21 protein-coding genes, 1 tRNA gene and 8 pseudogenes are annotated in these 24348 nt (G+C 42.3%); 14 read left to right on the forward strand and 16 right to left on the reverse strand.

All coding sequences use genetic code 11. From position 1 onward, the window contains the following. Positions 1–115 precede the first annotated feature (115 nt). On the forward strand, positions 116–460 hold the full coding sequence (locus AC0L66_RS11825; RefSeq protein WP_473567451.1) for a methyltransferase domain-containing protein: 345 nt from the start codon (positions 116–118) through the stop codon (positions 458–460). Positions 461–484: 24 nt separating this feature from the next. Here AC0L66_RS11825 and AC0L66_RS11830 read toward each other — a convergent pair. The 4 genes and pseudogenes from AC0L66_RS11830 to AC0L66_RS11845 all read right to left on the reverse strand — a co-directional run. Continuing rightward, positions 485–1641 (reverse strand): IS3 family transposase gene (locus AC0L66_RS11830; protein WP_473569249.1). Its coding sequence is split into 2 segments (ribosomal slippage): positions 485–1380 and positions 1380–1641, totalling 1158 coding nucleotides; the frame shifts between segments, so codons are not numbered across the junction. A 63-nt stretch (positions 1642–1704) separates the two neighbouring features. Then, positions 1705–2734: pseudogene (locus AC0L66_RS11835) on the reverse strand (IS481 family transposase). A gap of 104 nt (positions 2735–2838) precedes the next feature. Further along, positions 2839–3740, reverse strand: a pseudogene (locus AC0L66_RS11840) (transposase); the annotation flags it as partial. Between the two features lie 41 nt (positions 3741–3781). Beyond that, a pseudogene (locus AC0L66_RS11845) lies at positions 3782–4012 on the reverse strand (transposase); the annotation flags it as partial. A gap of 302 nt (positions 4013–4314) precedes the next feature. Here AC0L66_RS11845 and AC0L66_RS11850 point away from each other — a divergent pair. The 4 genes and pseudogenes from AC0L66_RS11850 to tnpC form a co-directional block, all read left to right on the forward strand. Beyond that, a complete protein-coding gene (locus AC0L66_RS11850; protein WP_473567453.1) occupies positions 4315–5214 on the forward strand; it encodes a LysR family transcriptional regulator in 900 nt (299 codons plus the stop codon). A gap of 110 nt (positions 5215–5324) precedes the next feature. Then, positions 5325–5642 (forward strand): IS66 family insertion sequence element accessory protein TnpA, encoded by a 318-nt coding sequence (tnpA, locus tag AC0L66_RS11855; protein WP_473567440.1) that lies wholly within the window; start codon positions 5325–5327, stop codon positions 5640–5642. Next, entirely contained in the window at positions 5639–5992 is a 354-nt protein-coding gene (gene tnpB / locus AC0L66_RS11860; RefSeq protein WP_102525064.1) for an IS66 family insertion sequence element accessory protein TnpB, read from the forward strand. Before tnpA ends, tnpB begins: the two co-directional genes overlap by 4 nt. Positions 5993–6051: 59 nt before the next feature. Continuing rightward, positions 6052–7404, forward strand: a pseudogene (tnpC, locus tag AC0L66_RS11865) (IS66 family transposase); the annotation flags it as partial. A gap of 257 nt (positions 7405–7661) precedes the next feature. Here tnpC and AC0L66_RS11870 read toward each other — a convergent pair. Next, positions 7662–8779, reverse strand: a pseudogene (locus AC0L66_RS11870) (IS110 family RNA-guided transposase). A gap of 46 nt (positions 8780–8825) precedes the next feature. Here AC0L66_RS11870 and AC0L66_RS11875 point away from each other — a divergent pair. The 6 genes and pseudogenes from AC0L66_RS11875 to AC0L66_RS11900 all read left to right on the forward strand — a co-directional run. Further along, positions 8826–9014: pseudogene (locus AC0L66_RS11875) on the forward strand (transposase domain-containing protein); the annotation flags it as partial. A gap of 529 nt (positions 9015–9543) precedes the next feature. Beyond that, a complete protein-coding gene (gene radC, locus AC0L66_RS11880) occupies positions 9544–10011 on the forward strand; it encodes a RadC family protein (RefSeq protein ID WP_473567455.1) in 468 nt (155 codons plus the stop codon). Next, positions 10008–10442, forward strand: coding sequence for a DUF2787 family protein (locus AC0L66_RS11885; protein ID WP_473567456.1), 435 nt, complete (start codon positions 10008–10010; stop codon positions 10440–10442). Before radC ends, AC0L66_RS11885 begins: the two co-directional genes overlap by 4 nt. Before the next feature lie 101 nt (positions 10443–10543). Further along, the gene (locus AC0L66_RS11890; RefSeq protein ID WP_473567458.1) at positions 10544–10990 is read left to right on the forward strand and encodes a DUF2787 domain-containing protein; all 447 of its coding nucleotides are present in this window, start codon (positions 10544–10546) and stop codon (positions 10988–10990) included. Positions 10991–11072: 82 nt separating this feature from the next. Beyond that, on the forward strand, positions 11073–11846 hold the full coding sequence (locus AC0L66_RS11895; protein ID WP_473567459.1) for a hypothetical protein: 774 nt from the start codon (positions 11073–11075) through the stop codon (positions 11844–11846). 380 nt (positions 11847–12226) lie between these two features. Beyond that, complete coding sequence (locus tag AC0L66_RS11900) at positions 12227–12514, forward strand: hypothetical protein (protein ID WP_473567461.1); 288 nt, start codon at positions 12227–12229, stop codon at positions 12512–12514. On the opposite strand, the gene AC0L66_RS11905 is transcribed toward AC0L66_RS11900, so the two are convergent. Continuing rightward, positions 12503–12781 (reverse strand): hypothetical protein, encoded by a 279-nt coding sequence (locus AC0L66_RS11905; protein ID WP_473567462.1) that lies wholly within the window; start codon positions 12779–12781, stop codon positions 12503–12505. The two genes, AC0L66_RS11900 and AC0L66_RS11905, sit on opposite strands and share 12 nt — an antisense overlap. A 1-nt stretch (position 12782) precedes the next feature. Between AC0L66_RS11905 and AC0L66_RS11910 the strand changes: the two genes are divergently transcribed. After that, positions 12783–13343: a tyrosine-type recombinase/integrase gene (locus AC0L66_RS11910; protein WP_065675565.1), complete on the forward strand. Its 561-nt coding sequence runs from the start codon at positions 12783–12785 to the stop codon at positions 13341–13343. Positions 13344–13402: 59 nt separating this feature from the next. On the opposite strand, the gene AC0L66_RS11915 is transcribed toward AC0L66_RS11910, so the two are convergent. After that, positions 13403–14350, reverse strand: coding sequence for an IS30 family transposase (locus AC0L66_RS11915; protein WP_473567464.1), 948 nt, complete (start codon positions 14348–14350; stop codon positions 13403–13405). Between the two features lie 131 nt (positions 14351–14481). On the opposite strand from AC0L66_RS11915, the gene AC0L66_RS11920 reads away from it, so the two are divergent. Further along, positions 14482–14577 (forward strand): helix-turn-helix transcriptional regulator, encoded by a 96-nt coding sequence (locus tag AC0L66_RS11920; protein WP_473567466.1) that lies wholly within the window; start codon positions 14482–14484, stop codon positions 14575–14577. A gap of 173 nt (positions 14578–14750) precedes the next feature. Here the strand turns inward: AC0L66_RS11920 and AC0L66_RS11925 are convergent. The 9 genes and pseudogenes from AC0L66_RS11925 to AC0L66_RS11965 form a co-directional block, all read right to left on the reverse strand. Further along, positions 14751–15131, reverse strand: a pseudogene (locus tag AC0L66_RS11925) (YagK/YfjJ domain-containing protein); the annotation flags it as partial. Positions 15132–15694: 563 nt separating this feature from the next. Then, positions 15695–16258 (reverse strand): DUF3987 domain-containing protein, encoded by a 564-nt coding sequence (locus AC0L66_RS11930; protein ID WP_473569250.1) that lies wholly within the window; start codon positions 16256–16258, stop codon positions 15695–15697. Further along, on the reverse strand, positions 16171–17157 hold the full coding sequence (locus AC0L66_RS11935) for a DUF3987 domain-containing protein (RefSeq protein ID WP_473567467.1): 987 nt from the start codon (positions 17155–17157) through the stop codon (positions 16171–16173). Before AC0L66_RS11935 ends, AC0L66_RS11930 begins: the two co-directional genes overlap by 88 nt. A gap of 75 nt (positions 17158–17232) precedes the next feature. Further along, positions 17233–17448, reverse strand: coding sequence for an AlpA family phage regulatory protein (locus AC0L66_RS11940; protein ID WP_473567469.1), 216 nt, complete (start codon positions 17446–17448; stop codon positions 17233–17235). Positions 17449–17574: 126 nt separating this feature from the next. Further along, positions 17575–18645, reverse strand: a complete 1071-nt coding sequence (locus tag AC0L66_RS11945; protein ID WP_473567471.1) for a hypothetical protein — start codon at positions 18643–18645, stop codon at positions 17575–17577. Between the two features lie 134 nt (positions 18646–18779). Next, a pseudogene (locus AC0L66_RS11950) lies at positions 18780–20020 on the reverse strand (integrase domain-containing protein). Between the two features lie 208 nt (positions 20021–20228). Beyond that, positions 20229–20316: transfer RNA gene (locus AC0L66_RS11955), tRNA-Ser, on the reverse strand. Positions 20317–20455: 139 nt separating this feature from the next. Further along, entirely contained in the window at positions 20456–20905 is a 450-nt protein-coding gene (locus tag AC0L66_RS11960) for an L-alanine exporter AlaE (protein WP_265675100.1), read from the reverse strand. 461 nt (positions 20906–21366) lie between these two features. After that, complete coding sequence (locus tag AC0L66_RS11965) at positions 21367–23562, reverse strand: hybrid sensor histidine kinase/response regulator (RefSeq protein ID WP_473567474.1); 2196 nt, start codon at positions 23560–23562, stop codon at positions 21367–21369. 197 nt (positions 23563–23759) lie between these two features. On the opposite strand from AC0L66_RS11965, the gene AC0L66_RS11970 reads away from it, so the two are divergent. Beyond that, positions 23760–24329 (forward strand): UPF0149 family protein, encoded by a 570-nt coding sequence (locus AC0L66_RS11970; protein ID WP_265675099.1) that lies wholly within the window; start codon positions 23760–23762, stop codon positions 24327–24329. Positions 24330–24348 lie beyond the last annotated feature (19 nt).

Genomic DNA, 24348 nt, shown 5'->3' on the forward strand with positions numbered 1-24348 from the left:
TTGTTCCGGAATATGCAGCCAAAGCTGCTAGACAGCTTTCTTTGCATGAATCTCAGCTCTAAGTAACAGTATTAGATCGACTTTTCACAAATGCATTTGAACAGGATAAATAAAAATGATACATCAAGATCTAGAATCTGAAGAATCTGTCGAAGACTACTCAAAACACACAATGGCTGTTGACTGGAAATCTATGGGCTACAAAAGCGTCATCAGATCTCGAAGAGACATTTTGGCAAAAGGTAAAAAGTTTTTAGACTATGGTTGTGGCCCTGGATTCTTTCCCGCTTTTCTTGAAGAAACTTATAATGTTGACATCATAGGTGTAGATATTTCTAAGGAAATGATTACCTACTGTCAAAAGGAGTACACTAATCCCAATTTAACGTTTAAAACGGTCAGTAATAACAAATTAACATACATAGCATCAAACAGTATGGACCAGGGCAAGATTATGTAATGATCCAGTTTTATTGGAGACTTTCTAAGCCGCTTTTTGCTTTTTCTGGTACATCTCATAAGGTGTGGGATAGTCTATTGCACTGTGACGTCGTTTGTAATTGTAAAACCGAATATAACTTTCCGTCTCAGTGACCACTGACTGGTGGTTAATGAATTTGAGGTGGTTTAAATGCTCTGATTTTAGAGAACGAAAGAAACGTTCCATTACTGCATTGTCCCAACAACTCCCTCTGCGGCTCATGCTTTGGGTTATATTCAGCGATTTTAACCGCTCTCTGTATGCGTGAGAGCTAAAATGGCAGCCTTGGTCAGAGTGAACGATTAACCTACTCGTTTTCGGTGATTTTTTCTTAATGGCATCATTTAATGCCGCTAATGTTAGTTGGGTATCTGGTGACTGAGATAGTGCGTATCCAACCACTTCTTTTGTCGCTAAATCTAACACACTAGCAAGGTAACTCCAGCCTTGGTGAGAGCGTATATAGGTTACGTCGGTTACCCAGCGAGTGTTATGCTCCATTGGATTAAACTGTCGTTTAAGTAGGTTAGGCGCATAAATTGATGCTTCACCAAAATCAGGATAATAGTGTTTCTTCTTAGGGAATTTGACAACAACACCCAAGCTCTTCATTAGTTTAACTACTTTAGCCAAGCTAATTGATTCACCTGTAATTTTCAGTTCATTATGTATTCTCCGTTTGCCATACGTGTAACCAGATTCATGCGCAATGTCTTTAATTTGAACACGTAATGCGGTTTCATCCGAGCGGACAACCTTCCGAGAATAGAAGCTACTGCTCGCCACCGAAAGAACACGACACAACTCAGTCACCGTAAAATACGGGTACGCCTTCTTCAACTGTCTGGCCGTGTCTAGCCTCAGTGATTTTGAATGAACAAGGCGCTCGCTTTTTTTAATATATCAATGTCTCGCTTTGCTCTGGCCAATTGTTTTTCAAGCTCTTGGATCCGCTGCTGTTCGGGGGTAAATGCTGCTCTATTTTTTGGCGTCACACCAAGCACTTCTTGTTTATATTGTCGCTTCCATCGAACAACCGCTGATGAGCAAGCCCCAGAGATCTCTTGTATCTGCTGGTTTGTATAGCCATCTTCTACCATCATTTTGGCATACTCTAGTTTTTGCTGTTCAGTAAGAGTAACTCGAACTTTTCGTGATATGGATTCTTCCTTATAAATTAGTGTCATTATAAGGCTTAGTTACTCTCCAAAAGAAGCGTACCACTACATTACCAAGCCTCTTGCCCAGCAAGGACTTGAGAAAGATAAGCTGTGTGATTTATAGAGATTTCTTAGCTGAAGATCGAGCTTGTAATTCTGCTCTTGGAACCTCTCTTCCATATCCGATAATGCTGATATACCTCTTCAGATAAAGGTGTTCGGTCAGATAGTTCCGTAACCTTTTCAATTGGTTTTAGCCTTGTAGAGAGCTATGTGGTCGTTCCCAGTTGTAGTAGTGCTGCCATTCAGATAGCAACAGATCCAGCTCTTCCAGCTCTTCCAGCCCAACACCAACATCTATAGTCGGATAAAACTCACTTTTATCTGTTTTCTGAGAGCGTTCAACTTTGCCATTCAAGTGAGGGGAACCAGGCTTGCTGGGGCGAAACTTGATGCCATAAATCATAAGTTGCTTCTGGATTTTATCGGCAAAGAATTCGCGCCCTCAGTCCGTTTGAACACGCTGGATAGGAAATGGCATTTCCTCGACTACATGTTCAATAAAATCGACTGTATTTGCTGCTGTGCGCCGAGAATAGCACCTTAGAACCCGATAACGAGAATAGTCATCAATGGCAGTGTACTGGTAGATCCTTGGCGCTATTTTACAAGTATCCATCTGAACTCTGTCACCAGGAATTGGCCGTTCGTATCTTTGGAAGTCTTTCTTGCGTCGGTAAGTTACTATCGGCTTCACGGAAGCTGCTGATAGTACTTTATGGATAGTTGCTGTGCTTAGGTGTATTTGGTGAAGCCGAATTAGTTCTGTTTGCAAACGTCGCGCCCCTAGATTACGCTTCATGCGCATTCCAAGTATCAATGCTCTCAATTCATTAGTAATTTTGCTATCTGGTGAAAAATGAGGTCGCCTGCTTTGGCTTTCCAAACCAACGATTCCATCCTGCTTATATCGATTTGCCCACTTCCGTAATGTTGGTCTGGAAATACCACAACGGCGACATACGAAGCCTGCATCACCAGATTCCTCATACACCTTTACCCACCGTAGTCTTTGTTGAATTTCTCTGTCCATAGACATCCAGTATAGTTGAAAGGATGTCTATGAATCACACACATTATGGTTCGATGCTGTCAACGCCAGTTAAATTGGGTCTTCCGCAACTAGGGTGCATAAAGTCATGCTAAAGGACTCATCACTCGACGTCTCAATAGCTCGAATCCTGCACGACCGTACATTTGACGCTTTGACATCTTCAATCGATTTACATGTCCTTCAACAACACCATTACTCCAGCGGCTAACGACAGCTTCACTGACCGCAGCTAAGTCTGCCTCCATTCCTCTAGCAACTCGCTGAAGGTCGATAAGTTCGCTATCGCTTACATCATCGAACCATCGATTTAATGACTTTCTATTCTTTGTTTTAAGTATTTTGTAGAACTCTAAAGCGAGCTTTTGTGCTGTTTTGAACTGAGGCTCTTTGGCACACATCAGATTAATAAATCGTGACGCATAGTTTTCTTCCCTCGAATTATTCTCCAAGGTGTTAACCATCGGCTGATACGAGATGCTGACGGAATGCGTGCTAGAATATTCATTGGGTAGACCTTACCTTTACGAAGCTTGAAAACAGCATCCCTCACTGTACTAACACTACCTGTAAAACCAGCTTCGCGCATTTCTTGCCATAACTGGCTTGCATTACATTGGCCGCTTTGTATTTGCTTTTCTAGCCAGTCATGCCACGAATCGATGAGCTTAGGTCTCGGTGGTTTACTTGATATTTCAGGAAAAGTTTTCGACTGTATCCATCGTCGAACAGTTACTCGTGACAGCCCTGTGACCCTTGATATTTCTCTAATACCGCTCCCTGTTTTATAAAAGTCATTCACTTGACACCATCGTTGATAACGCTTTTCCCTTTTTTGTTGCTTCAGTTGTATCGAACTCGAATTACTGGGAATTGATGGGGCTTTGTGGATCGCGGTTTGTGTTGTTACTTTGGGTGATAATTCATTCGCAACTTCTCGTATTAACGGCATATGTCTATGCATCATCCGTTCTAAAGCATCACCTATGACGCCTGAGCAAATTGAAATCCGTGAATTAAAGAAGAAGTTAGCTCTTCAGCTTGCTCAGCCAGTAATCGTTTGAGTTTAGCATTTTCCGTGGCGAGTTCTCTATCGCTGATTTTCGCGTCTTTTTCGACGGCCTTGCGCCATCTATAGATTTGAGATTCATATGAAGATAACTGTCGTGCGGCAGCTGCGACACCGACTTTGCCTGCTAACTTAAGCGCTCTGGCTTTGAATTCAGGAGCATGTTTGATTCGTGTTTTTTTAGTTGTCATTGTTCACCTCGTTAGTGATTATACTCACTTAACTCAGTGTCCAAAACTTCTGGTGCGGATCACATTAATTTATAGACTAGGTTTGCACTAGTGTTAGTTAGTAATTTGAAGTAGGCTTTTGGCATGAATCGAAAGCCAGCTGATTAACGTAACCGAACAAATTGTAAAGCATTAATTTAGTCTACGTTATCTCAACAAAAAAACACTAGGTCAAGCTCATCCAAAGGAAAAACTTAAAATTATGTGTTACTGATTTGGTATGTGTAGTAGAATCATGTATCCACTTAGCCTAGAACATTATCATGAATTTATCTGCATTAACTGCATTTGTTCTAACTGTCCAGCAAGGAAGCATTTCTAAAGCCGCCTACAAAATGGGCAAAAATCGAGTGCAGGTAAGCCAGTGGATTGCTAGCCTCGAGGAGCAGTGGAACACTGTATTGTTTGATCGTAGTAAACCTGTAATTAAACTTACTCCCTCCGGTCAAAAACTACTTTTGGTTAGTGAGCGACTATTGGCTGCGAAAGACAAACTTGATGTAGTGGCAGAGTCCCTAAATGACAGTTCAATTGATAAACTTGTGATTGGTGTTAGCTATGCGCTTCCAACAAGTTACGTAGCTTCATTAATCGATATATGTCGGTCGTTCATCCCTAGAGCTAACATTAGTGTCCTACAAAAAAGGGATGAAAGTTTATTAAAACTGATATCTGAAGAACAGCTACATATCGCCATTATAAGTTATATGCATTCATACTCCGTACCTACTAGCACACGTTACGCGTGCTATTACGAATGTACTACGGTGTGTAATCCGGAACACCCTCTCGCGCATTTAGATTCAGTTACAACCAATGACTTACTTGATCATTTTTTTATCTCTATGCCTATGGAAGACTCTTTAAAACTTTGGGAGCTTCCGGGGGTTACGAGACGAATTGAGGTTGATAATCTTATGTTAATCAAAGATCTAGTTCTTTCCGGGAGTGGCTTTGCAGCCTTGCCTATTTGGTTAATTGACAAAGAGGTGAAGCGCGGTAAGTTAGTGGAGATCAATCACCCTGATGCAAAAATACAAGATAAAATAGGGATAATAGCTTCAACTGAAATTATCAATATCGGGTTAGAAAAGGAACTCTACAATGAGATTTATAGTTGGAGAGAAAGAGATTTTTTCTCTCCAACTATAAATCTTAGCTGATGATCATAGACTGAACCTTAAGTCTCAAGGTAAGCGCCTCATAAACCCCACATTCTAATCGCCAAGCACGGATAATAAGATCAAATCTCCAACCAAGAGGAGATTTTAAAATGGCAAAACGACGTTCTAACCAGGAATGGCAGGCTCTTTTTCAACAGTATGAAAGCAGCAATATGACTCAACGCGTTTTCTGCGAGCAGCACGGACTGAGTTTATCAACGTTCTTCGCAAAACGGCGTCAACTTCAAACCTCAGCCCTACCAACGCCAGTTGGATTTGTCAGAGCTGAAGTCGTCGAAAAGACAACGAAGTATCAGGCTCAAATCGCAACGGCCAACATGACACTTCTCGTCAATGATGTTGAGCTGAGTATTCCTCAAGGCACGCCTGCGGCCTATCTGGCAGAGCTTATTGGTGCGCTATCATGAAACGTATGCTGAGCGCTCCTGAGATTTACCTCTATCGTGAAAGCGTCGATTTTAGAAAGTCCATCAACGGCCTCGCGGCGATTATCGAAAGTGACACCGATTTGCCTTTGGGGAGTGGCGCACTGTTCTTGTTTACCAACAAACAGCGCGACAAAATCAAAGTATTGTATTGGGATAAAACAGGCTTCGCCCTTTGGTATAAACGACTCGAAAAAGCCAAGTACAAGTGGCCTACAAAAGAGAAAAATGAAGTGTTTACCCTGACGCAATTCGAGCTTGATAGACTGCTTTCTGGCTTCACGATTATCGGCCATAAACCCGTTCGAATAAACGATTTCACAATGACTTGAACGATATTATAGCCTTATTCACCGCGCGTTAACGACATGATTTTAGTATAATAAATGTCATGAAAAAAACGCCAGATATCAATCCAGAAAGTCAAAGTGTTGCTGAGCTACAAGCGATGGTGAAAGCACTGATGTCAGAGAAAAGCGAGTGGAAACAAGAGCGCCAATCGCTACTTGAGCAACTCAAACTTGCCTTCGACCGCCAATTCGCGAAACGTTCGGAGGCGTTAAAGCCTTACGATGAATCTCAAGGTGACCTCTTCAACGAAGTGGAATGTGAAGCCGCTAAAGAAGAAGAGGTTGAGGTGACGACCACTACCACAACGAAGAAACGTGGTAAACGTAAGCCACTTCCCAAGACCTTACCTCGTGAGATTATCGAACTCGATGTAGACGACCATGAAAAGCAATGCGCTTGCTGCAAGCAGAGCCTGCATAAAATCGGTGAAGACCGCAGTGAAAAGCTGGAGTTCTCACCAGCGGTACTCAAAGTGCTGGAATATGTTCGTCCTAAGTATGCTTGCCGCCAGTGCGAGCAAACAGAGGACAATAACCGCATCGTTCAAAAGCCAGCGCCGCAAAGCATTATCCCTAAGAGCTTCGCGACAGAAAGCTTGCTTGCCAATATCATCCTTGGCAAATACCAATACGCAATGCCGCTGTATCGGCAAGAGTCGCTGTTTACCCAATCGGGTATCGAACTATCACGAACCACCATGGCAAGGTGGATTATTCAAGTCAGTGAGAAGTTCGTACCGCTGTATGCGGTCTTGAAAAGGCACCTACTAGAACAAGTGGTGGTTCAGGCGGATGAAACGCCGCTCAATGTACTTATGGAAGATAAACAGTGTTACATGTGGCTCTACTGCTCGGGCGCAGACTCGCCAGATGCCGCACTTCCCAATGTGAAAAACATCGCCTTGTACGACTATCAAAACAGTCGCGCGAGGGCGTGCCCTGCTGCCTTTTTAGGGGATTATAGTGGTTATCTGCAAACCGATGGCTATGGTGCCTATGACGGTCTTCCCCACGTGACCAATGTCGGCTGCTTGGCGCATGCACGGCGTAAGTTCATGGATGCTAAGAAGCTTCAAGGAAAAGGCAAGTCAGGAAAAGCGGATAAAGCACTGGCTAAAATCCAAAAGCTCTATGGAATAGAATCACGCTTGAAAGGCATCTCTGCCGAAAAACGAAAAGCAGGGCGGCAGATACACGCCAAACCGATACTGGATGAGTTTTACGAATGGATGACAACTCAGAAAGTGATAGGCTCTAGCGTACTGGGTAAAGCGATAAAGTACACACTTGGGCAATGGCCGAAGCTCATTCGCTATATCGACGATGGCCACTTATCTCTCGACAATAATCGCGCTGAACGCACAATTAAGCCACTGGTCATTGGCAGGAAAAATTCTTATGACCTTTTTCAAGTTTTTCGACAAAGCCTCTCTCTCCTCTGTGAGACGAGGCATGTTTTCAACGCTGAAATTGCCTGAAAGTGAATCAGCAATTACTTGGGTTATACACACTCTTATTCGGGGATCTTTAGCCCCAACATGGTTTTCGTAATGAGTTTACCTCTATCTGGCTGCTAGTATCTGACCAAGTGGTCGACTTAAATTCTTGACGAGGATTACTCACCTTGAGCTTCTTCACTTTCAGGCAAATTTTATGCTCTCTGGCTCTGTGTAGTTACTGCAATATCCCACATAAAGCCAAGCAACTCTCTTGCGACAGCAGTAATGGCGACTTGTGATTTCTTTCCCTTAGCAACTAAGCTCCGGTAGCGAAAGCACAGCCTTTGCTGGGCCTTCCAAGAAATATCTTTGGCCGCTTGGCAGACGCTGTCGGGACGGTAAGTCACTAGCCAGTTACCGACCTTCGCATTATTTCTATAAGCCCATGCTGCCTCATACAGCAGCCGTCTTAACTCAACATTACCAGCTTTAGTAATTCCGGATTTCCGAGTGGTATTACCACTAGAGTGCTCACCAGGTATTAGGCTAAGGAATGCCATAATTTGCTTTGGATTACTAAATCGTGAAAAGTCTCCGAGCTCAGCAACTACAGAGATAGCGATAGTACGCCCAACACCTTTAAAAGCTTGTAGTTGATTGACGAGGTTGTATAAAGACCAGTTGGGGAGTAATCGATCAATTTCTTGGTCTAGTTGCTCTATTCGATTTTCTATTTGCTCTAAGCTCTGTCGATAATGCTCGTATGCAATTTGCTGGGAAGCGATAGGGAAAGATTGATTTGCGAGCCATACTCGATGGCGAACGGTCCACATTTTTTTCTCGTAACGCTTTCCTGTTCTCAGAAGAATACTCTGGATACGTTGCTTAGCAACCTTGATATCTTTTTTTGCACAGCTTCTAGCTCTAACTAGGTCACGCATAGCTTCATGTGTCATGTCGGGAACCCAGACATCAACCAACTCACCCGCTCTTAATAGTCGAGCGAGAGCAACAGCATCTCGATGATCATTTTTGATCTTGTTGGTTGATATCTTAGGAATTCTAGAAGGGGCCACAACAGTACAATCTATATTCATGCTGAGCAGCAATCGATATAGGCCATAACCAGTAGGCCCTGCTTCGTAACAGACAAGAATTGAACCGTGGAGCTTGATGAGCTTCTTCATTAGCCGAATGACGGAGTCTTTTGCTGAAGAAATATTCCCATAGAATCGAACTTCCCTTGTCGTTCCGGGTTTGCAACCGCAACGGCAATAGTGTCCTTGTGTACATCGAGCCCAATGTAAGCAGAATAGTTGGCAGATTTCATATTGATGACCTCCAAAAACGCACTATAGGAAAGTCTTAGTATATAAGGTCATACCATCTGGTTATTCTCGGCTACTCAAAATGGTGCTGACGCGAGCGCGATGCTTTACAGCATCGTCGAAACCGCGAAAGCCAACGGCCTTATCCTCTACGACTACATGGTCAAGTGCATGAAAGAGTTGGCGAAAGCAGAGCCAGATATCGATGCGCTCCTACCTTGGAACTTCAAACATTAGTAATATCGCCCCGTGGGTTCATGGGGCGTTTACGTTAAAGTCATTACTTCTTTTAGTTTGATTAATCTCATGATGAATTCCGGTTAGTTCAACTCATGAGATAACGAGAATGTGCATTTGTTTACTCCACTGCGTAAATCACCAGACTCCAACTTTTTTAACCACACATTATCTTTCTGAAGCCAGCTAGTCGTAGGCTTCCATTTATTTATGCACTTTTCTTAAATCAAACTAAGCAGGAGGCACTTATGCCGTTTGTTTTTATTGCTGGCTTTATCGTTGGCGCAGGCTTGTACCACATCAACAAGGAGGCGAATAGTGAATCCCCACCAACCTACTAAGGCGCTAATCGAGTTGTTCATCTATGGCGTTGTGAGCGGTTACAACTGGGCTAAACGACAAGATAAACAGCAACCATAACCTAAAGCGGCCCAGCGTGGTTGGGCCGCTTCTATGGGGAAGGATTCCATTATTTTTTAGCTACATATTACTTGGATGCACATACCTTTAACGCACAGAAGGAAAGTACATGCATTCAAATCATTACACGCCAAACGAGCCCACAGAGCTTCGTCAAATCCTAGAGGCCGCAGCAACTATGCTCGCGGCCAAGTATTCTCGGGCAGGTTCATTCACAAGTCCAGAAAACACTAAGCAATATCTACAGATGAAACTGGCGCATTACGACAGAGAAGTGTTTGCCGTGATGTTTCTTGATAATCAAAACCAGTTGATTGAATACAAAGAGATGTTCTTTGGCACCATTGATGCTGCTAGCGTCTATCCAAGAGAAGTCGTTAAAGAAGGATTACTACTCAACTCGGCTGCGGTGATCTTTGGTCATAACCACCCATCGGGTGATGCAACTCCGTCACAAGCTGATAGGCGCATTACAGAGCGTTTAAAGGATGCTTTAGCACTCGTTGATGTGCGAGTGCTTGACCACATTGTTGTGGGTAGTGACTGTGTGTCTTTTGCTGAGAGAGGTTGGTTATGAATAGTGTTATCAAACGTAATTTCAAACTCGACCTATTCCACCAGCTTGTCGAGCTCTTAATTGAGCAATATGACATTCCCACAGAGACAAAACAAATGGCGCTTAACCTTAAGGTCGCAAGCTTCTACAGCAACCGAAACGGGATACAACCCATAGAGATACAGCTTGAACGAGCTAATCCTAATGAACCTTGGGAGGTGCGATTCATCGCTTCGTTTGATTACCCCACACCAGAAGCTGAGAGCGTTGAAGTATCTCTATATTTTAACTTCAAACACCAATGGTTCTATCAACCAGACATCCAACGATGCGAGCTCAACAGACCTGAGGTACATTCGCTCTTCATTAGCTGGCTCAAGGTATTCATCAATCACCTAAAGGCATCACAGTTCGATACACAGACATTAACTATCGTCAGTCGATTCAAGTAGCAGCTCCTTCCTAACTTCAACCATCCCGATCATATTCGATTCAAACCAATCTCAGATACATATCATCCAATCGAATAGATAACTATTGAAAGGAGAAGACCATGAAACCACAAACACTGACCATCACAGCGCCATACTCCTCCGTATCTCAAAAACTCAAAAACTTGTTGAAAAGCAAAATAGAGACCTTCTGGAAACAGAACCCAACCAAGAGGGAATGTGAAAGCCTCACCATTAACTTTCGAGATGTCAGTTACAGTGCTGACGCTGGTGGATACCACCCAGTAGAAATCATGCTTTTGAAAGAAGAGGAGAGCCAGTATCAAATCCAATACCTCACTGACTTTGCTTACATGGGCAACGTTTACCCAGAGCTAGAGCGTAATGTGGATTTTGATATTGCTAACGGACAAACGTTCATTGCCCCTATGGGATGGCAAAGCTGCCACGATAAGTCCATTGTGGGGCTCTACTCTCTCTGGGAAAGTAACTTTCTCGCTTACTTACAAATGGGAGCCTATGACGAGATTAAAATATCGATAAGCTAAAGACGCCATCGGTCAGATAGTGACGCACCCATCGTTAGGATGATTACCACTCTATCAAGTAACCACCAGCAGCGACCTAACCATGACAACAAGGGATAAAGCCAGTACCACAGAGCAATTATCATTGGTGTTTGAGTTATATCGACGTATACCACAAGGTCGAAAGGTGACGGCTAAGCAGCTTCAGGCAGAGTTAGTGGATGCAGGGATGTATCGAGGCATCAGAAGCGTACAACGTAATCTCGATGTTATCGTCGATTATTTTGATGTCGATAAAGACACTCGAAGTAAACCTTTTGGTTACAGTCGCGGAATGTACAGCCAACCAACCTTAGGCGCGAGAGAACTTGTCCTGCTACAGCTCGCCAAAGCAACCATTAGCCAGCAACTCCCACCATCCTTAGAGTACGCCATTGATTTTGCATTCAGTCTGTTACGAGCCCAACCTCGCTCCTATGCAGGAATGAGACCACCACGAGGAGACACAAGCAAAGCACATGCAGTGATTGATGAACTAAACGCACCAAAAGCACTAGGGGATTTTTTCGAGCCCATTTCAGTGGCACTGGTTCATCAAAAACAAATCACGCTTACCCTTACATCCGGTGAGCAGATAGACCAAATCTCACCTGTCGGTATTACGACCACCTCAAGTGAGCTTTATCTCATCTATCAAAACACCCTCAACGATTACGACGACCTTCCTTTAACCTGTATTGCTAAGCTTAAAGTACTGACCTTCCATTTTGATTACCCATCAGACTTTCAATTACAGCAGTATCAACTCAAATCAGAGCTTAAGCGCTCAATACAACAACTAGACAATGTCACTCAATTGATTGCATCGGACAGATAGTGACGCAAGCAGTGATACCTTACCTCTGTTTCACAAATTCAATGGGATCCACAGGGTACTTACTCCCTTTCATGTTCCGTTGTGCCATAGCGTAATCAGTGTAAAGCATGGGGCACTAATCTTACTTCAACTCCATTAGGTTAGTGTGCAAGGCAGAACTGTACTTTACGATTGATTGTGCCATTAACCGCTTCTAGCTAAGGCGAACAGTGTTAAGGGGGACGGCCGCCCCCTTAGTATGGTCATATCGAAACCACCTAATCTGAAACGCATATTATACAAGAAAAACCCCATATCTAGACTATTTGCGTTTATCTCACCTGTCGTCACTTCGTTGAGTTTTACCTAACTAACACATACATCTCAATTGGAGAATTATCATGAAATCAATCATTACTAAAATCATCACACTAGCTGCTTTAACCATCTCAATGAACGTGAATGCTGGCAGCGCTATTAATGCGCTCAGTGTCGAATCGATTAAAGCCACTCTTACAGCTGAGCAGATTCAACAATCCCTCAACCAGTGGAAAGAGAACCAACTAAAACAAGTTGAATCACGCGCTCAGAACATCTCTGATAGAGCGCCTATTGAGGCAAGGCGAGAATTAGTGAAGTCTCAAATAGAGCAAGAATACAAACAGACAGCGAAAGCCTTAGGCTTGTAGCTTGTTAATGATTAGGAAGGGAGCGTAACGCTCCTTTTTTGCTTCAATACGAAGCGAAAGGGTTAACTTACCATCGAGCTCGATTTCAACATAGAGAGCAGATGTTTTTAGCACCTTGCGTTTTAGCACATCGAGAAGTGAAAAGCATCCAAGTTCCCATTTTAGCAATTTGGGAACTTGCCAGCCCTTATGGAACAAGGCTTTTAGTTTCAGGCTTGCTTTGAAGTTCCTCTTATCATCATTTTCATCGAAAAAAGGAAGCTGCATTATGGCAGAAGTTCAAGCGGTGAAAAACCGTGACACTATCCAGCTCATCGGCCACCTATTAGAAATACGGCATAGTAAGCAAATGTCAGATATCTGGAATGTGGGTATTAATCTCGCTTTACGGATTTCTGATTTGTTGGCGATTAAGTTTAGCGACATAGAAGAAGACCGTTTAACCATCCGTGAATCTAAAACGGGGAAAGTCGCACAGATAGCACTAAACCCAAGAAGTTTAGAAATCATCCACCGCATTAAAAAGGAGAATCCACACCACATCTATTTATTTCAGTCCTATCGAAACCAACAAGCCATCAACAAAGCTGCCAGCCCATTGAGTCGTCGAGCTGTTAGCCAAGCGTTTTCTTCGATTGGTGAAGAGATTAGTTTTCCGTTGGGGACTCACTCAATGCGAAAGACCAGAGGCTACCACTTATACAAAAGCACCAAAGATATTGCACGAGTGATGCGAATGCTTCGCCATAGCTCCGAAGGTGTCACGCTGCGCTACATTGGCGTGACACAAGATGACATTGATAATGACTTTAGGGAGTTAGTATTATGAACAACGAAATGAATAATGTTAAGCCCGAATTCAACTGCGAAGTGCGACACTCGCCAATATCAAGCAGCCAATGCCATTTCTTTAAAGACAATCGCTGGTTGCTTGAAGTCTAAACATTTTTTCGGTCGATAATTTATCCGCGATAAAGCAAATTCAATATCGCTGTCTGTTACCGTTGTTAAGTCGGTTCCCTTCTTCACATATTGTCTTAAAAGGCCGTTAGCATTCTCATTGGCCCCACGCTCCCAAGAACTATAAGGGTGGGCAAAGTACACATCAGCCTCCAACTCCTTTGCGATGGTTTCATGACCAGCAAACTCTCGTCCGTTATCTGCTGTGATGGTATGGACATGCTCCTTGTAAGGCATGAGTAGTTCTATGGTTGCTTTGGTGACATCATCCGCTGACTTGGATGGCACTTTCTTCACCACGTAAAATCGTGTTTTACGCTCTAAAATAGTCACCATAGCCCCAGTGCCATGCTTACCTAATACGGTGTCGATTTCCCAATCACCAAATCGCTCCTTACTGTCAACGATGCTTGGTCTATCATCGATAGAAACAGCATTTTTGATCGCTGGCGCTTTCTCTTTTTTACCGCGACGGTACCGCTTGTGACCCTGCCTCAAGTGGCGATATAACTTGCCACCTAAACGTTTATCCTGTGCAACAAATCGGTAGATCCACTCATGGCTTACACCGACCCCGACCTTAGTCAATACACTGGAAATCTGCTCTGGACTCCAATCTACTTCTAAAAGGAGGCGGATAAAATCAACTCGCTCCTGAGGTATTCTGTATTTACGCGCTGATGTGCGTTTTTTGATTGATAACACCTGAGCTTCGTTTGGGCAATAATGACTGCATTTGCTGCCGCGTTTAAGCTCCCGATAAACCGTAGAGCGATGGCACTGAACGGTTTTAGCAATTTCAGAAACTGAAATCCCTCGTTCCAAAAGAGCAGAAATCTGGTATCTTCTGCCTTCGGTCAACTGCTGATAATTCATGGTAGTACTGCTTGTTTCTTTGGCGAGAAGAGCGTACCACTTTCAGCAGTTGGCTTCCTCTTCTACACCTTTCCATGAATGTCGCACTTATTATCTGAAATCGGGAGCAACCACCAACTACTAGTCGCCTTATGCGATTAAAAGAGGTGATTCAGATTACGGGTATATCACGGTCTTCACTTTACAAGTATCTCAACGAAGGGAAATTTCCGCCCCCGTATCATTAGGCGCTCGCTTTGTTGCTTGGGTAGATCATGAAATTCAATCGTGGATAACAACAAAAATGAAACAACGAAACAATAAAGCAATCCAATGTCTATAGTTTGACTTCCCAAAGAGGTTATTTGATACCTCTTTTTTTCACTGACTCATATATATACCATAAATACTCTACAGAAAGTTAACTCTTACTCGTCCCGTAAAAACGCACCCTAGCATTACCACCATAAGGCTTTGTTTTTAACTTCGCCAAATAACTTAACCTAAACATTACAGCATAAAAAGTGTCATAAAATGAGGAGGAGTTCTTATTTAATTCATATACTGGATTTTTCTTTGGAATATGAACCAACCCCTTCACATCATTCACTTTACATTTCATTGCACTCGCCCAAGCCTCTGAAATACGATTAATGGTATTATTTCTAGTACTACCAACCTTTCCAAACCCTTTATACACATTGTAATTTAGAACTAGAGCGACATGGTAATGCCAACCTTCGTTACCACTCAACTCTTTCACCCATACGTAGTTAATATTGCAATTAACTTTACGATGCCTATTTTTACTTTTTTCTTCTTAAGTCATACTTAATTTTAAAACGAAGAGAATCAAAAACTTCGATATTATCTCAGTAGGTCCTGAGTAACCTTTAGGAAACTTCAGCTCAAAGCGCATAACAAGAAGACGGTTATGATCAGACAAAGATTTAGCCATCATTAGTTCATTCGCCATTAATATTCTTTGTATTAATGGACCATGTTTATATATCACACGGTAACCATTGAACACTCCTATTTTAATTAAATTCATTTCAACTTAACACCTATTATTTAAAACAAGCAATAACAACATCTACTTCACTTCATTCTTAAGGAATGAATAATAAAACATCCATAATAACAAAAGATATATATATTACTATAACCGACAAGAAAATCTGGCTTAACCAACAGCTAAACTAGGGAATAGATAGATACCTATTTATTGTTTTTAGGTTTAACTTAGTGGTTTTTACTAACTTATTACTCTGGACTTATGCAAAAACTGCCCTACTTATATTTCTATATTTTTCACTTATTAACCCGGCATTATTACGTCGGTAATTAGCAAGATAATGTAAATCAAGAATATGATTTCAATCCCAAATCAAGAATAAGTTTAGCCTCATCATATTGATAGTTAGGAAAGAGATCGACGACCCTTGTCTTTGGTTTAATCATAATTTCACTTAATATATAATTGGGTTTTAGATACTCTAATGCTTGTTCTAGATTTTTTTTGTTTCTTGTCCCATATGGCCCAAATTGAAAAATATCATTTCGTTTAATATATCTAATACCTGAATTTGAAAGCGTCATAAACCATTGCATTAAATTATGGGCATCTACTGCACACTTCGGAGGCGCAGAAAAAACTTTCACAAACTGACCAGAGAAATAACTTATTAAATTAATTGATTCGATGAGTGTCGTCGAAGAAATTTCATCATTTAAGTCGCCATCAAAGCAATGAATTAAAGCCGCTAACCTTGCAATATTTTCTGGTAACTTTGAGGCATGATCTGCAACTTGCTGAAAGATACCGTTAGGTCTCATCTTTACTTCAATATCGTTGTAAACATCCTGCCATATTTTTTTAGCTTCATTGGAGAATCGAACGATTTTTCTATTGGTGTAATCAGAAATATCTTGGGATTCCGATAGCCAATGATAAAGCTTATCGTTAGAAAGCCTGTATACGCATACCGTGAGTAACCTATCCCTGTAGACTGTCTAAAGCCGATATTGGATGATGGCGCACAAACAAGAAGACGAGCCAAGAATCCGTTACCACGCACACTATCCTTTGATTTTTTTATAAAGCGATCTAGCGCACTTGATTGAGTCATTATATGAACGGTTAACCGAGCGCTTTCTACCGTATATGATCCTGTTGTTTTCCTATTGACAGTAACATCATCACCACTCCAAATTGCATTTAGGCTAGCCGTTTGCGACATCGCTCGGCTGTTAAGTAACACTCCCCCTTCACTAGACCCAAGAAAAGCATTCGGAACATTCTCACTGAGACCACTCAGCAATGCTTCAATAGTACTATCTTCATATGTGAGCAAATTGAGTTTTGGTTTAATTGGTTTTTTTTCTTCAAGTTCGAGTAACTGCTTTGCCATTGACTCACATTCAAGTTCATCATCTAAATTGACTAACTTTTTTATACGAGCGACTTTTTTTTCATGTAACTCAAGTTGAATCTGGTACCTATCTAATTGTGTTTGGTAACATTCAATATTTTCTTTTTGAAACGATTTGATTCCTTTTGTGAATAGATTCTCTACCGATGATTTACGCTCTCCTGATTCTGCAATCGTTAACCCCATTAGTGAGACAGGGCTTATTTTCCCCGTTGGTATTTCTACATCAATAACGCCTTGCAATGCAAGTGACACGGAACTGATAGCTGTCATATAGACAATCGAATCAGGCGCTTGCGTGATAAATTTAGCCTCCATATAGGCTTTAGTGATTAATGATGACGGAGAAACAATGGGAAAGATCTCCGACGAAATTGGAAATTGATTTAACATGCACACTCCTATCGATAACGACATTAAATGATCAAATATTGATACCCGCCTCTCTAATCACGCCCTGCGATAGAGTTATTTCTCATCAAATTTAACCAAGTTTGCATATCCCATCAACCAACCTACCGCTCTTGCGCCTAGTTTGATTTTCTGAGGAAATGAAGGGTCAAAACGTTTTGATGAAGGGTTTTGTTTGTCATAGATAGTCGATCGCGAAAGGCCCGTCATCAACATGACATCTTTGAGTCGAAGAATTTGGTTTGAACGAAGTTCTGAGTGAGTAGATAACATTTATAGCTCCTTAGCTGATTTAAGGTGCCATTAAACATTAAGGGACGAAGTTACCAAAAGGAGTGGCGTTGAATTTTGAGCATAAAAACTCATCCTAGCCCTTTATACAAAAGGGCTGTGACTCTTTTAACATTTTACATGTTTGTACTTATCTGGCCTGATAATCAATTCTATTGAACGAATATACGCGTCATTTGTTTCAATAGCGTCATGTAGTTCGTCTAAAACATTTTCCGTTATTGCTTTTACTTTTGCCTTGCTTAGCTTAGTTTCTGGTAGCCAGTGGTGGCTATAAACTTCTTTTACACGATTAAAGTTCTTCCCGTCTCTGTCTTTAATCAAAAAGGCACCAGCCTCATACCATCCTTTCGCTTTAAAGCTTTTGGAATGGCCTGATAGATAGCTTGCACGACCTCCTGAACCAGCGGGTAAGTTTTTAACACACAGATCATACCCACACCTCGACAGTTCTAATAGTGCGGTAGATGCATGATATTCTGGTTCCAGGTGATATGCACTTAGTTGGTAATCTTCCTCGTTGAACACCAGCGTTGAAGCGTCACTTTCTCTAATAACGACTTCTAACACGCTCACTGATAAATCGAGTTCACTTCCTATTGGAAAGTTAAAATCATTGTTACTACGTGTTGCTTTATCACAAAGTACAAAATGCGAATTACTCATCCTACTTTTGATTTTCTGCATTATGGGATGATCATTATTGTTCCCAAGCTTAAAGTCATAAGGAGGAACAGGTATTGACTCATTTAAGGCAAAGTGTTGCTCTTTTTCATCAAAAGCAACTACACCTTTGAATTGATCAGTCGTAATATTTTCAGAAGCTAAAAGCTTTTTCGTATCGCTTTCTGTTACTTGTAGATATTCAACACCGTCAACTAATGTCGATGCACCTAAAAGAAGTGTATTAATTTTGGGTTGATTTACGCGCGAGAGATATTCACCTTCCAAAAGATGATGCATGAGCATGATTTTTCTAGAGTAATCACTTTCGCTTAAAACAACATCTTGCCTTGTCAGTCTATCCAGTTCCTTGTCGATGGCCCATACGTTGTAACCATCAGGTACTTTAACTAACAGCGGAATACCAATATCAAGACACTTTTGCAGCTTAACTTTCATTGACACTTTTGTGTCAATGTCACTTAACTTATAGAAAATTTTGTTGCTCAATCTCAAACCATCATCCTTGTGAGCTAGCGATAAAGAGGGCTATTAATGCTATTAATAGCAAAAATAGCAGGGTAAATAACCCAACATTTGAACATGACTCATTCCACCCTATCTATCAAGTTAAACTTTCTCGCTGCAAACTAACCTAGATTGATAATGTTATTGGTAATGCTCAAACTACCTTTGGATGCATTCTCTATATGATTCGACCACCAGGTCATCAGTTCTGATCGATGTTTTAGGTACTCTGATCGGTTATACGCTTTACGTACAGCATTTTTGTCAACATGGGCTAATGCAGCTTCAATAACATCTGGATTAAATTCTTGTTCATTAAGCGTTGTACTTGCTAATGCTCTAAAGCCGTGAGCAACCAACTTATTTTGATACCCAATACGGCGAAGTACTTTATTTACAGTCTCAGTATGAATATGTTTTTTGGGATCGCGATTGGAAGGGAATAAATATGTGCTATAAGGTCGTTTAAATCGTTCTAAGATGCTCAGTATCGCGAATGACTGCTCTGTAAGTGGAACTGTATGTTCACGTTTCATTTTCATACGCTCTGCTGGAATAACCCATAGTTTTTTATCTAGATCAATCTCAGACCATTCAGCTTTAGCCGCTTCATTTGAACGTGTCATCGTATGTAATTGCCATTCAATTAAAGCACGTGTCACTACTTGTAAGTTGGAAGCATTCAATGTGCGCATCAGCTCGGGTAGTTCATCAGGCTTTATAGTCGCCATATGTTTAACTACAGGCTTTTCAAATGCTGCTCTAATACCACTCAATGGGTTTGCATGAATAAGACTTAGGTATTGACCGCAAAAGTCATGACTTCATTTAAACGCTGGGCTAAACGCCTAACTGTCTCTAGATTTCCTGATTTTGCGACATTTTTCAAAACTGCAATTACGATTGGTGCTGTCAGGCTAGATATTGGATACTTACCTAGTGAAGGAAAGATATGTAGATTTAAAGATCTCCAGATGTCCTTAGCGTAACCCTCCGTGATCGATGACTTCTTGATAGTAAACCAATTTTCAGTCACAGCCTGTAGAGTGTTACTGTATTGATCTTGTTGTTTAAGCCTTTGTTCATCTTTATAAACTTTGGGGTCAACGTGTTGCGCAAGTAGCTCTCTGGCTTGTTTTCTTTTCTCTCTTGCTTGAGCCAAAGAAACTTCAGGATAAACACCAAAACCAAGGTTTGTACGATTCTTCGTGAAAGGCTTAATGTATTTAAAGACCCACGTTTTCGAACCAGAGGGCTTGATTTTAAGCTGTAAGCCATCACCATCAGATAAAGTATATTCTTTCTCTGAAGCCTTAGCCTGCTTGACTTGAGTGTTAGTTAAGGGTGCTATTTTCTTTGCCATGATGTACCACCGAAAAAGCCAGCCGTGGCACAAGCCGATGTACCACTGATTCATTAATGGTACATTAGAAAAGACTGGTGGTACATTAGGTAGTACAAAAAGTGTCGGATGAAAAAGAGCGATATTGGACTTTAAAACACCCTAACTCATTGATTTCCTATATTTCAGATAAGAAAAAGACGCTCTAGAGCGTCTTTAAACTTGAATGTGGCGGTGAGTGAGAGATTCGAACTCTCGGTACGTTGCCGTACACACACTTTCCAGGCGTGCTCCTTCAGCCACTCGGACAACTCACCGTTTTGTTTGTCAGCCTTGCTGGCCAACGAGCGCTAATTTAATGATTATCCGTGCCTTGGTCAACCCTAAACTTGGAAAAAAGCGCTCTTTTTTAATTGTTTGCCTACTTTCTGTTTAATTCGATCAAATGTTCGGCGATTACGCGCCGTGGTAGTAACCCGGTACGCGGAACCAACGTCGGCAGTAATCTAAGAAGTAACCGTACAGTACGCCCATTCCACAAGACACCAACGCATTACTCGATACCGCGGTAATGATTTGCTCGGTGGATGCGCCAACTGTCAACAAAATCGCGGCGTACACTGGCGATTGGAATGCCACGTAAGCGATAAGGTCAGCGGTGGCTTTCATAAAGCCTGAATTCGATACTTTGGCACCTTGCTTTAATGCCCAATCGCGAAACAAGCCGTATGGCATGGCGATGGCAATATTAACGGGGATAGACAGTAAACGCGATGCTAGCGATTGTTCAAACGTCATACCCGACACAAGCACTTCAATAAGCATGCCCGACACAAAACAAAATACAACCATAGCAAACGTATCTGCTGCTGCGTTGCGAAGACAAAATGGAGCTTTAGGTTTCACCGCTTCTTTCCTACAGAATAATTACCTAATAAATTCAGGCACAACCAAACCAATAAACTAGACATAAATAGCATACTAGCAATTCACGCTATTAAACCACCAATTTATTAGTTTTACATTCCGTATTTAAAGTTAAATGGTAAATTAATCACCAATAACTAAGGGTTAGTCAGATTAAAGCACTAGATTACGTAATTTTACTACATAATAGTGGTTTCCAACCTACAATCAGGCAGTTGGCGCGATGGTTTGGTAACTTAAATACCAGAAAGGGCGTTGCTTCCCGTATGATATTTGTGTGTTATCTCGTCATCAGCGGCTAGCAGCACGTCATTTATGTTTATGACGCGTTATCTATAAAAAGAGAAAGGAATAGCAAGCGCACATATAAGCCTAGGAGCACCGCTAGAGGTTCGCCCTCTAGCGGATAATGGTTAGTTTGAAGTTTGGGAGGTTTGAGTTCAGGAGGCTGGTGAGTGCGTCGTGCTCTGGTATTGAAATAGCTTACCAGCGTACTGATACAGCGCATCATCTAATACGCGCTCGTCGATAGGTTTTGCCACGATAAAGTCTGCGCCTGCCGCTAACATGCGCTCTCGGGTTTCTTTAAAGACGTCTGCGGTACAGCCAAAGATGGGTATGTCTTTTTCTGGGCCATCCATATGGCGGATCTCAGAAATAGAGGCCACACCATCCATTACTGGCATGTGGTTATCCATTAACACTAAATCATACTGGCGTTCGGTAATGGCCGACAGTGCCAGCTCTCCGTTCTCTACGCTATGGGTGGTAAAGCCTTTTCTGCGCATGAAAGTCTCGATAATGATGGTATTGGTGCGGTTGTCTTCCACTATCAACACATTCAACCCGCGGTAATCGAGCTTTCTTTCAACATGAATGGCTGAAGCTTGTGGCTCGCAGCAATCCAGCTGCAAGGTAATATCAAATTGTGTTCCCTGCCCCTCTTGGCTGGTGAGGACGATATCACCATCCATACCGCCAACAATTTCCCGAACAATTGCCAGCCCAAGCCCTGTACCACCAAATCGGCGTGTCGTACTGGATTCTGCTTGTTCAAAGGGTTTGAATATTCGCGATTGCGCGTGATCTGAAATACCAATGCCTGTATCTTTGACTCTAATTTTGAGTTGGTTTTTGTCGTTTTTAGTCACTTCACTAAAGTACACGTCCACCTGGCCTTCGGATGTAAACTTCACAGCATTATTTAAAAGGTTAAACAGCACTTGTCTTAAGCGCGCTTTATCACCTTCATACCAACGTGATTCATCGACGTCAGAATGTACATTAAATATCAGCCCTTTTTCATTACACAAGGTGTGGTACACACTGTGAATGCTGCCAATGATAGAACTAAGCGGAAACGGGCTTTTCTCTAGCTCAAGATGGCCTTGTTCAATTTTGGAGTAGTCGAGTATTTCATTCAGCAGCGCCATCATATGCTCGCCAGAGCCATAAAGTGTTTTTAAGTGCTTACGTTGTTCTATGGTGAGATCGGATTTAAGTAGCAGCTGAGCGGTGCCCAGTACGCCATTCATTGGCGTGCGAATTTCATGTGATAGAGTCGCAAGAAACGCGGTTTTCGCTTTGGTAGATGCTTGGGCTTTAATACGCTCTTGTTCAAGATAGACCGTCTTTTGGTTAAAGGAATCAATCAGGTAGCGAATTTCATCCGGGCTGTCATATTGCATGTCTATATTGCCGCCTTGACGTGATGCATCGGCTTTTTTGGCGATAATGGCGATAGGCTTTATTAAGTACTGATTAATTAGGTAATAGCCAAACATGACACAAATCAGTAGCACCGGAATGATGCCGCGTTCTACGCCCATTACGATATCAAACACTTGATCTGCCACTAGGCGGCGAGCGTTAACAACTTCCAAGTGCCAATTAAAATCCCCAAAACTACGTGAGCTGGTGTAGACGTCTCGGCTAACACGAAAGTTATATTCGGTAATGACCTGGTTGCTGGCGTCTCGCACCACAATGCCGAGATCTTGCTCTTGGGCCTTCCGTTTCACAAAGCGAATTAGATTATTTAAGGAGAGATCAACGGTGGCTACCCCAGCAAAGCTGCCATCAACATAGTACGGGGAAGAGGCCGTAATCATTTGCACATGCGTGTAGGGGTCAATGTACACTTCAGACCACGCTACGGTGTTGACTGGCTTTCCAGAAACCGAGGTGTACCACGGTTCTATATGGTAACCCTGCGCCTCGGGATTGTTCCAAAGGTCGATTTTATCCACATCACCATTGGCCGTTCGGTTATAAAATAAACTGGAGAAGCGCTCGTTCGCGCTAACAGAGAAAGGTTCTGGCCACAAACCGCCACTGACAACAATACCATCATTAAGCTTGAAAATTTGCCGCAGAGACGAATCTAAAGCGCGGGTATCTTGAATGGCCTGCCCTAACCCAACCACACTTTTGAGCACCCCAACCGAACTGTGCATCGGAGCAGACATTTCAGATGCAAGGAGCTCGTTTTTAAGATCGAGATTTTCTTCCAGCTTCTGTCTTACTGGCGACTCTACTACCCAATAAGTAATGCTACCGAAGACAGCAATAAAGATGGCCAGATAGATCGTTAGCGCAATGATGCTTTTCTTCTTCAACGATTTTCGGATCAACATAACGAGCGAAACAGTCCTTTGTTGTAGAGCGGGCGAGTAACAGTTAACAACGTCGATCACCAACGGATGGGTAGGTCTGTGCGTCTTGGTTATGCTGTTACCACTAATAATATGACGATCACGATATTGACCTATAGCTTTATCAACCGATAGCTTGTTACTATTAACTATCATTTACATCTTAACGGTAAATCATTTTGGCATTAAAAGACATCCTTTCCCTTCCTGAACTCGATGGAAAACTATTGAACGAAGCACAAACTCAAGGTTTTGTCGCATCTATGGCTTCTGCCCCTCATACCTTACCTCCAGAAGAATGGCTACCGTTCTTGTGGGGCGGTGAAGAAGTGGCGCCGTTCACGTCTGGTGAACAGCTGGAAAGCTACGCGCACGCCGTCATTGCGTTGTGGAACACGTACCGCCCTGCACTGCTTGATGGCGAGTGGGTTTGGCCAGAAGGCTGCCAATTAGACGAAGCAGAGATTGTGTCTCAACAGACGAAAGATTTCTGTGAAGGAGTATTGCAAGGCTGGCAGTTAGCGCGTGATGACTGGGAAACGCTAATGCCAGAGAACAGCGAAGACAATGCGCTATTGGGCGGTGTTTTGTTGTCACTGAGTATGCTGTTTGATCCTGAAACCTCCATTGCCACGCTTCAAGCCCAAGGTATTGAAGGGTTAGAGCAGTTCGAAGAGATCTTTAATGCCATGCCTATCATGCTGTGTGGCATCACGCAGAAAGGCGCGGTCTTGGCAGAGCAACAATAGTCTCGCTGCCGCAGCTTTA

The sequence above is a fragment of the Vibrio sp. GJ43-1 genome (assembly GCF_055808835.1).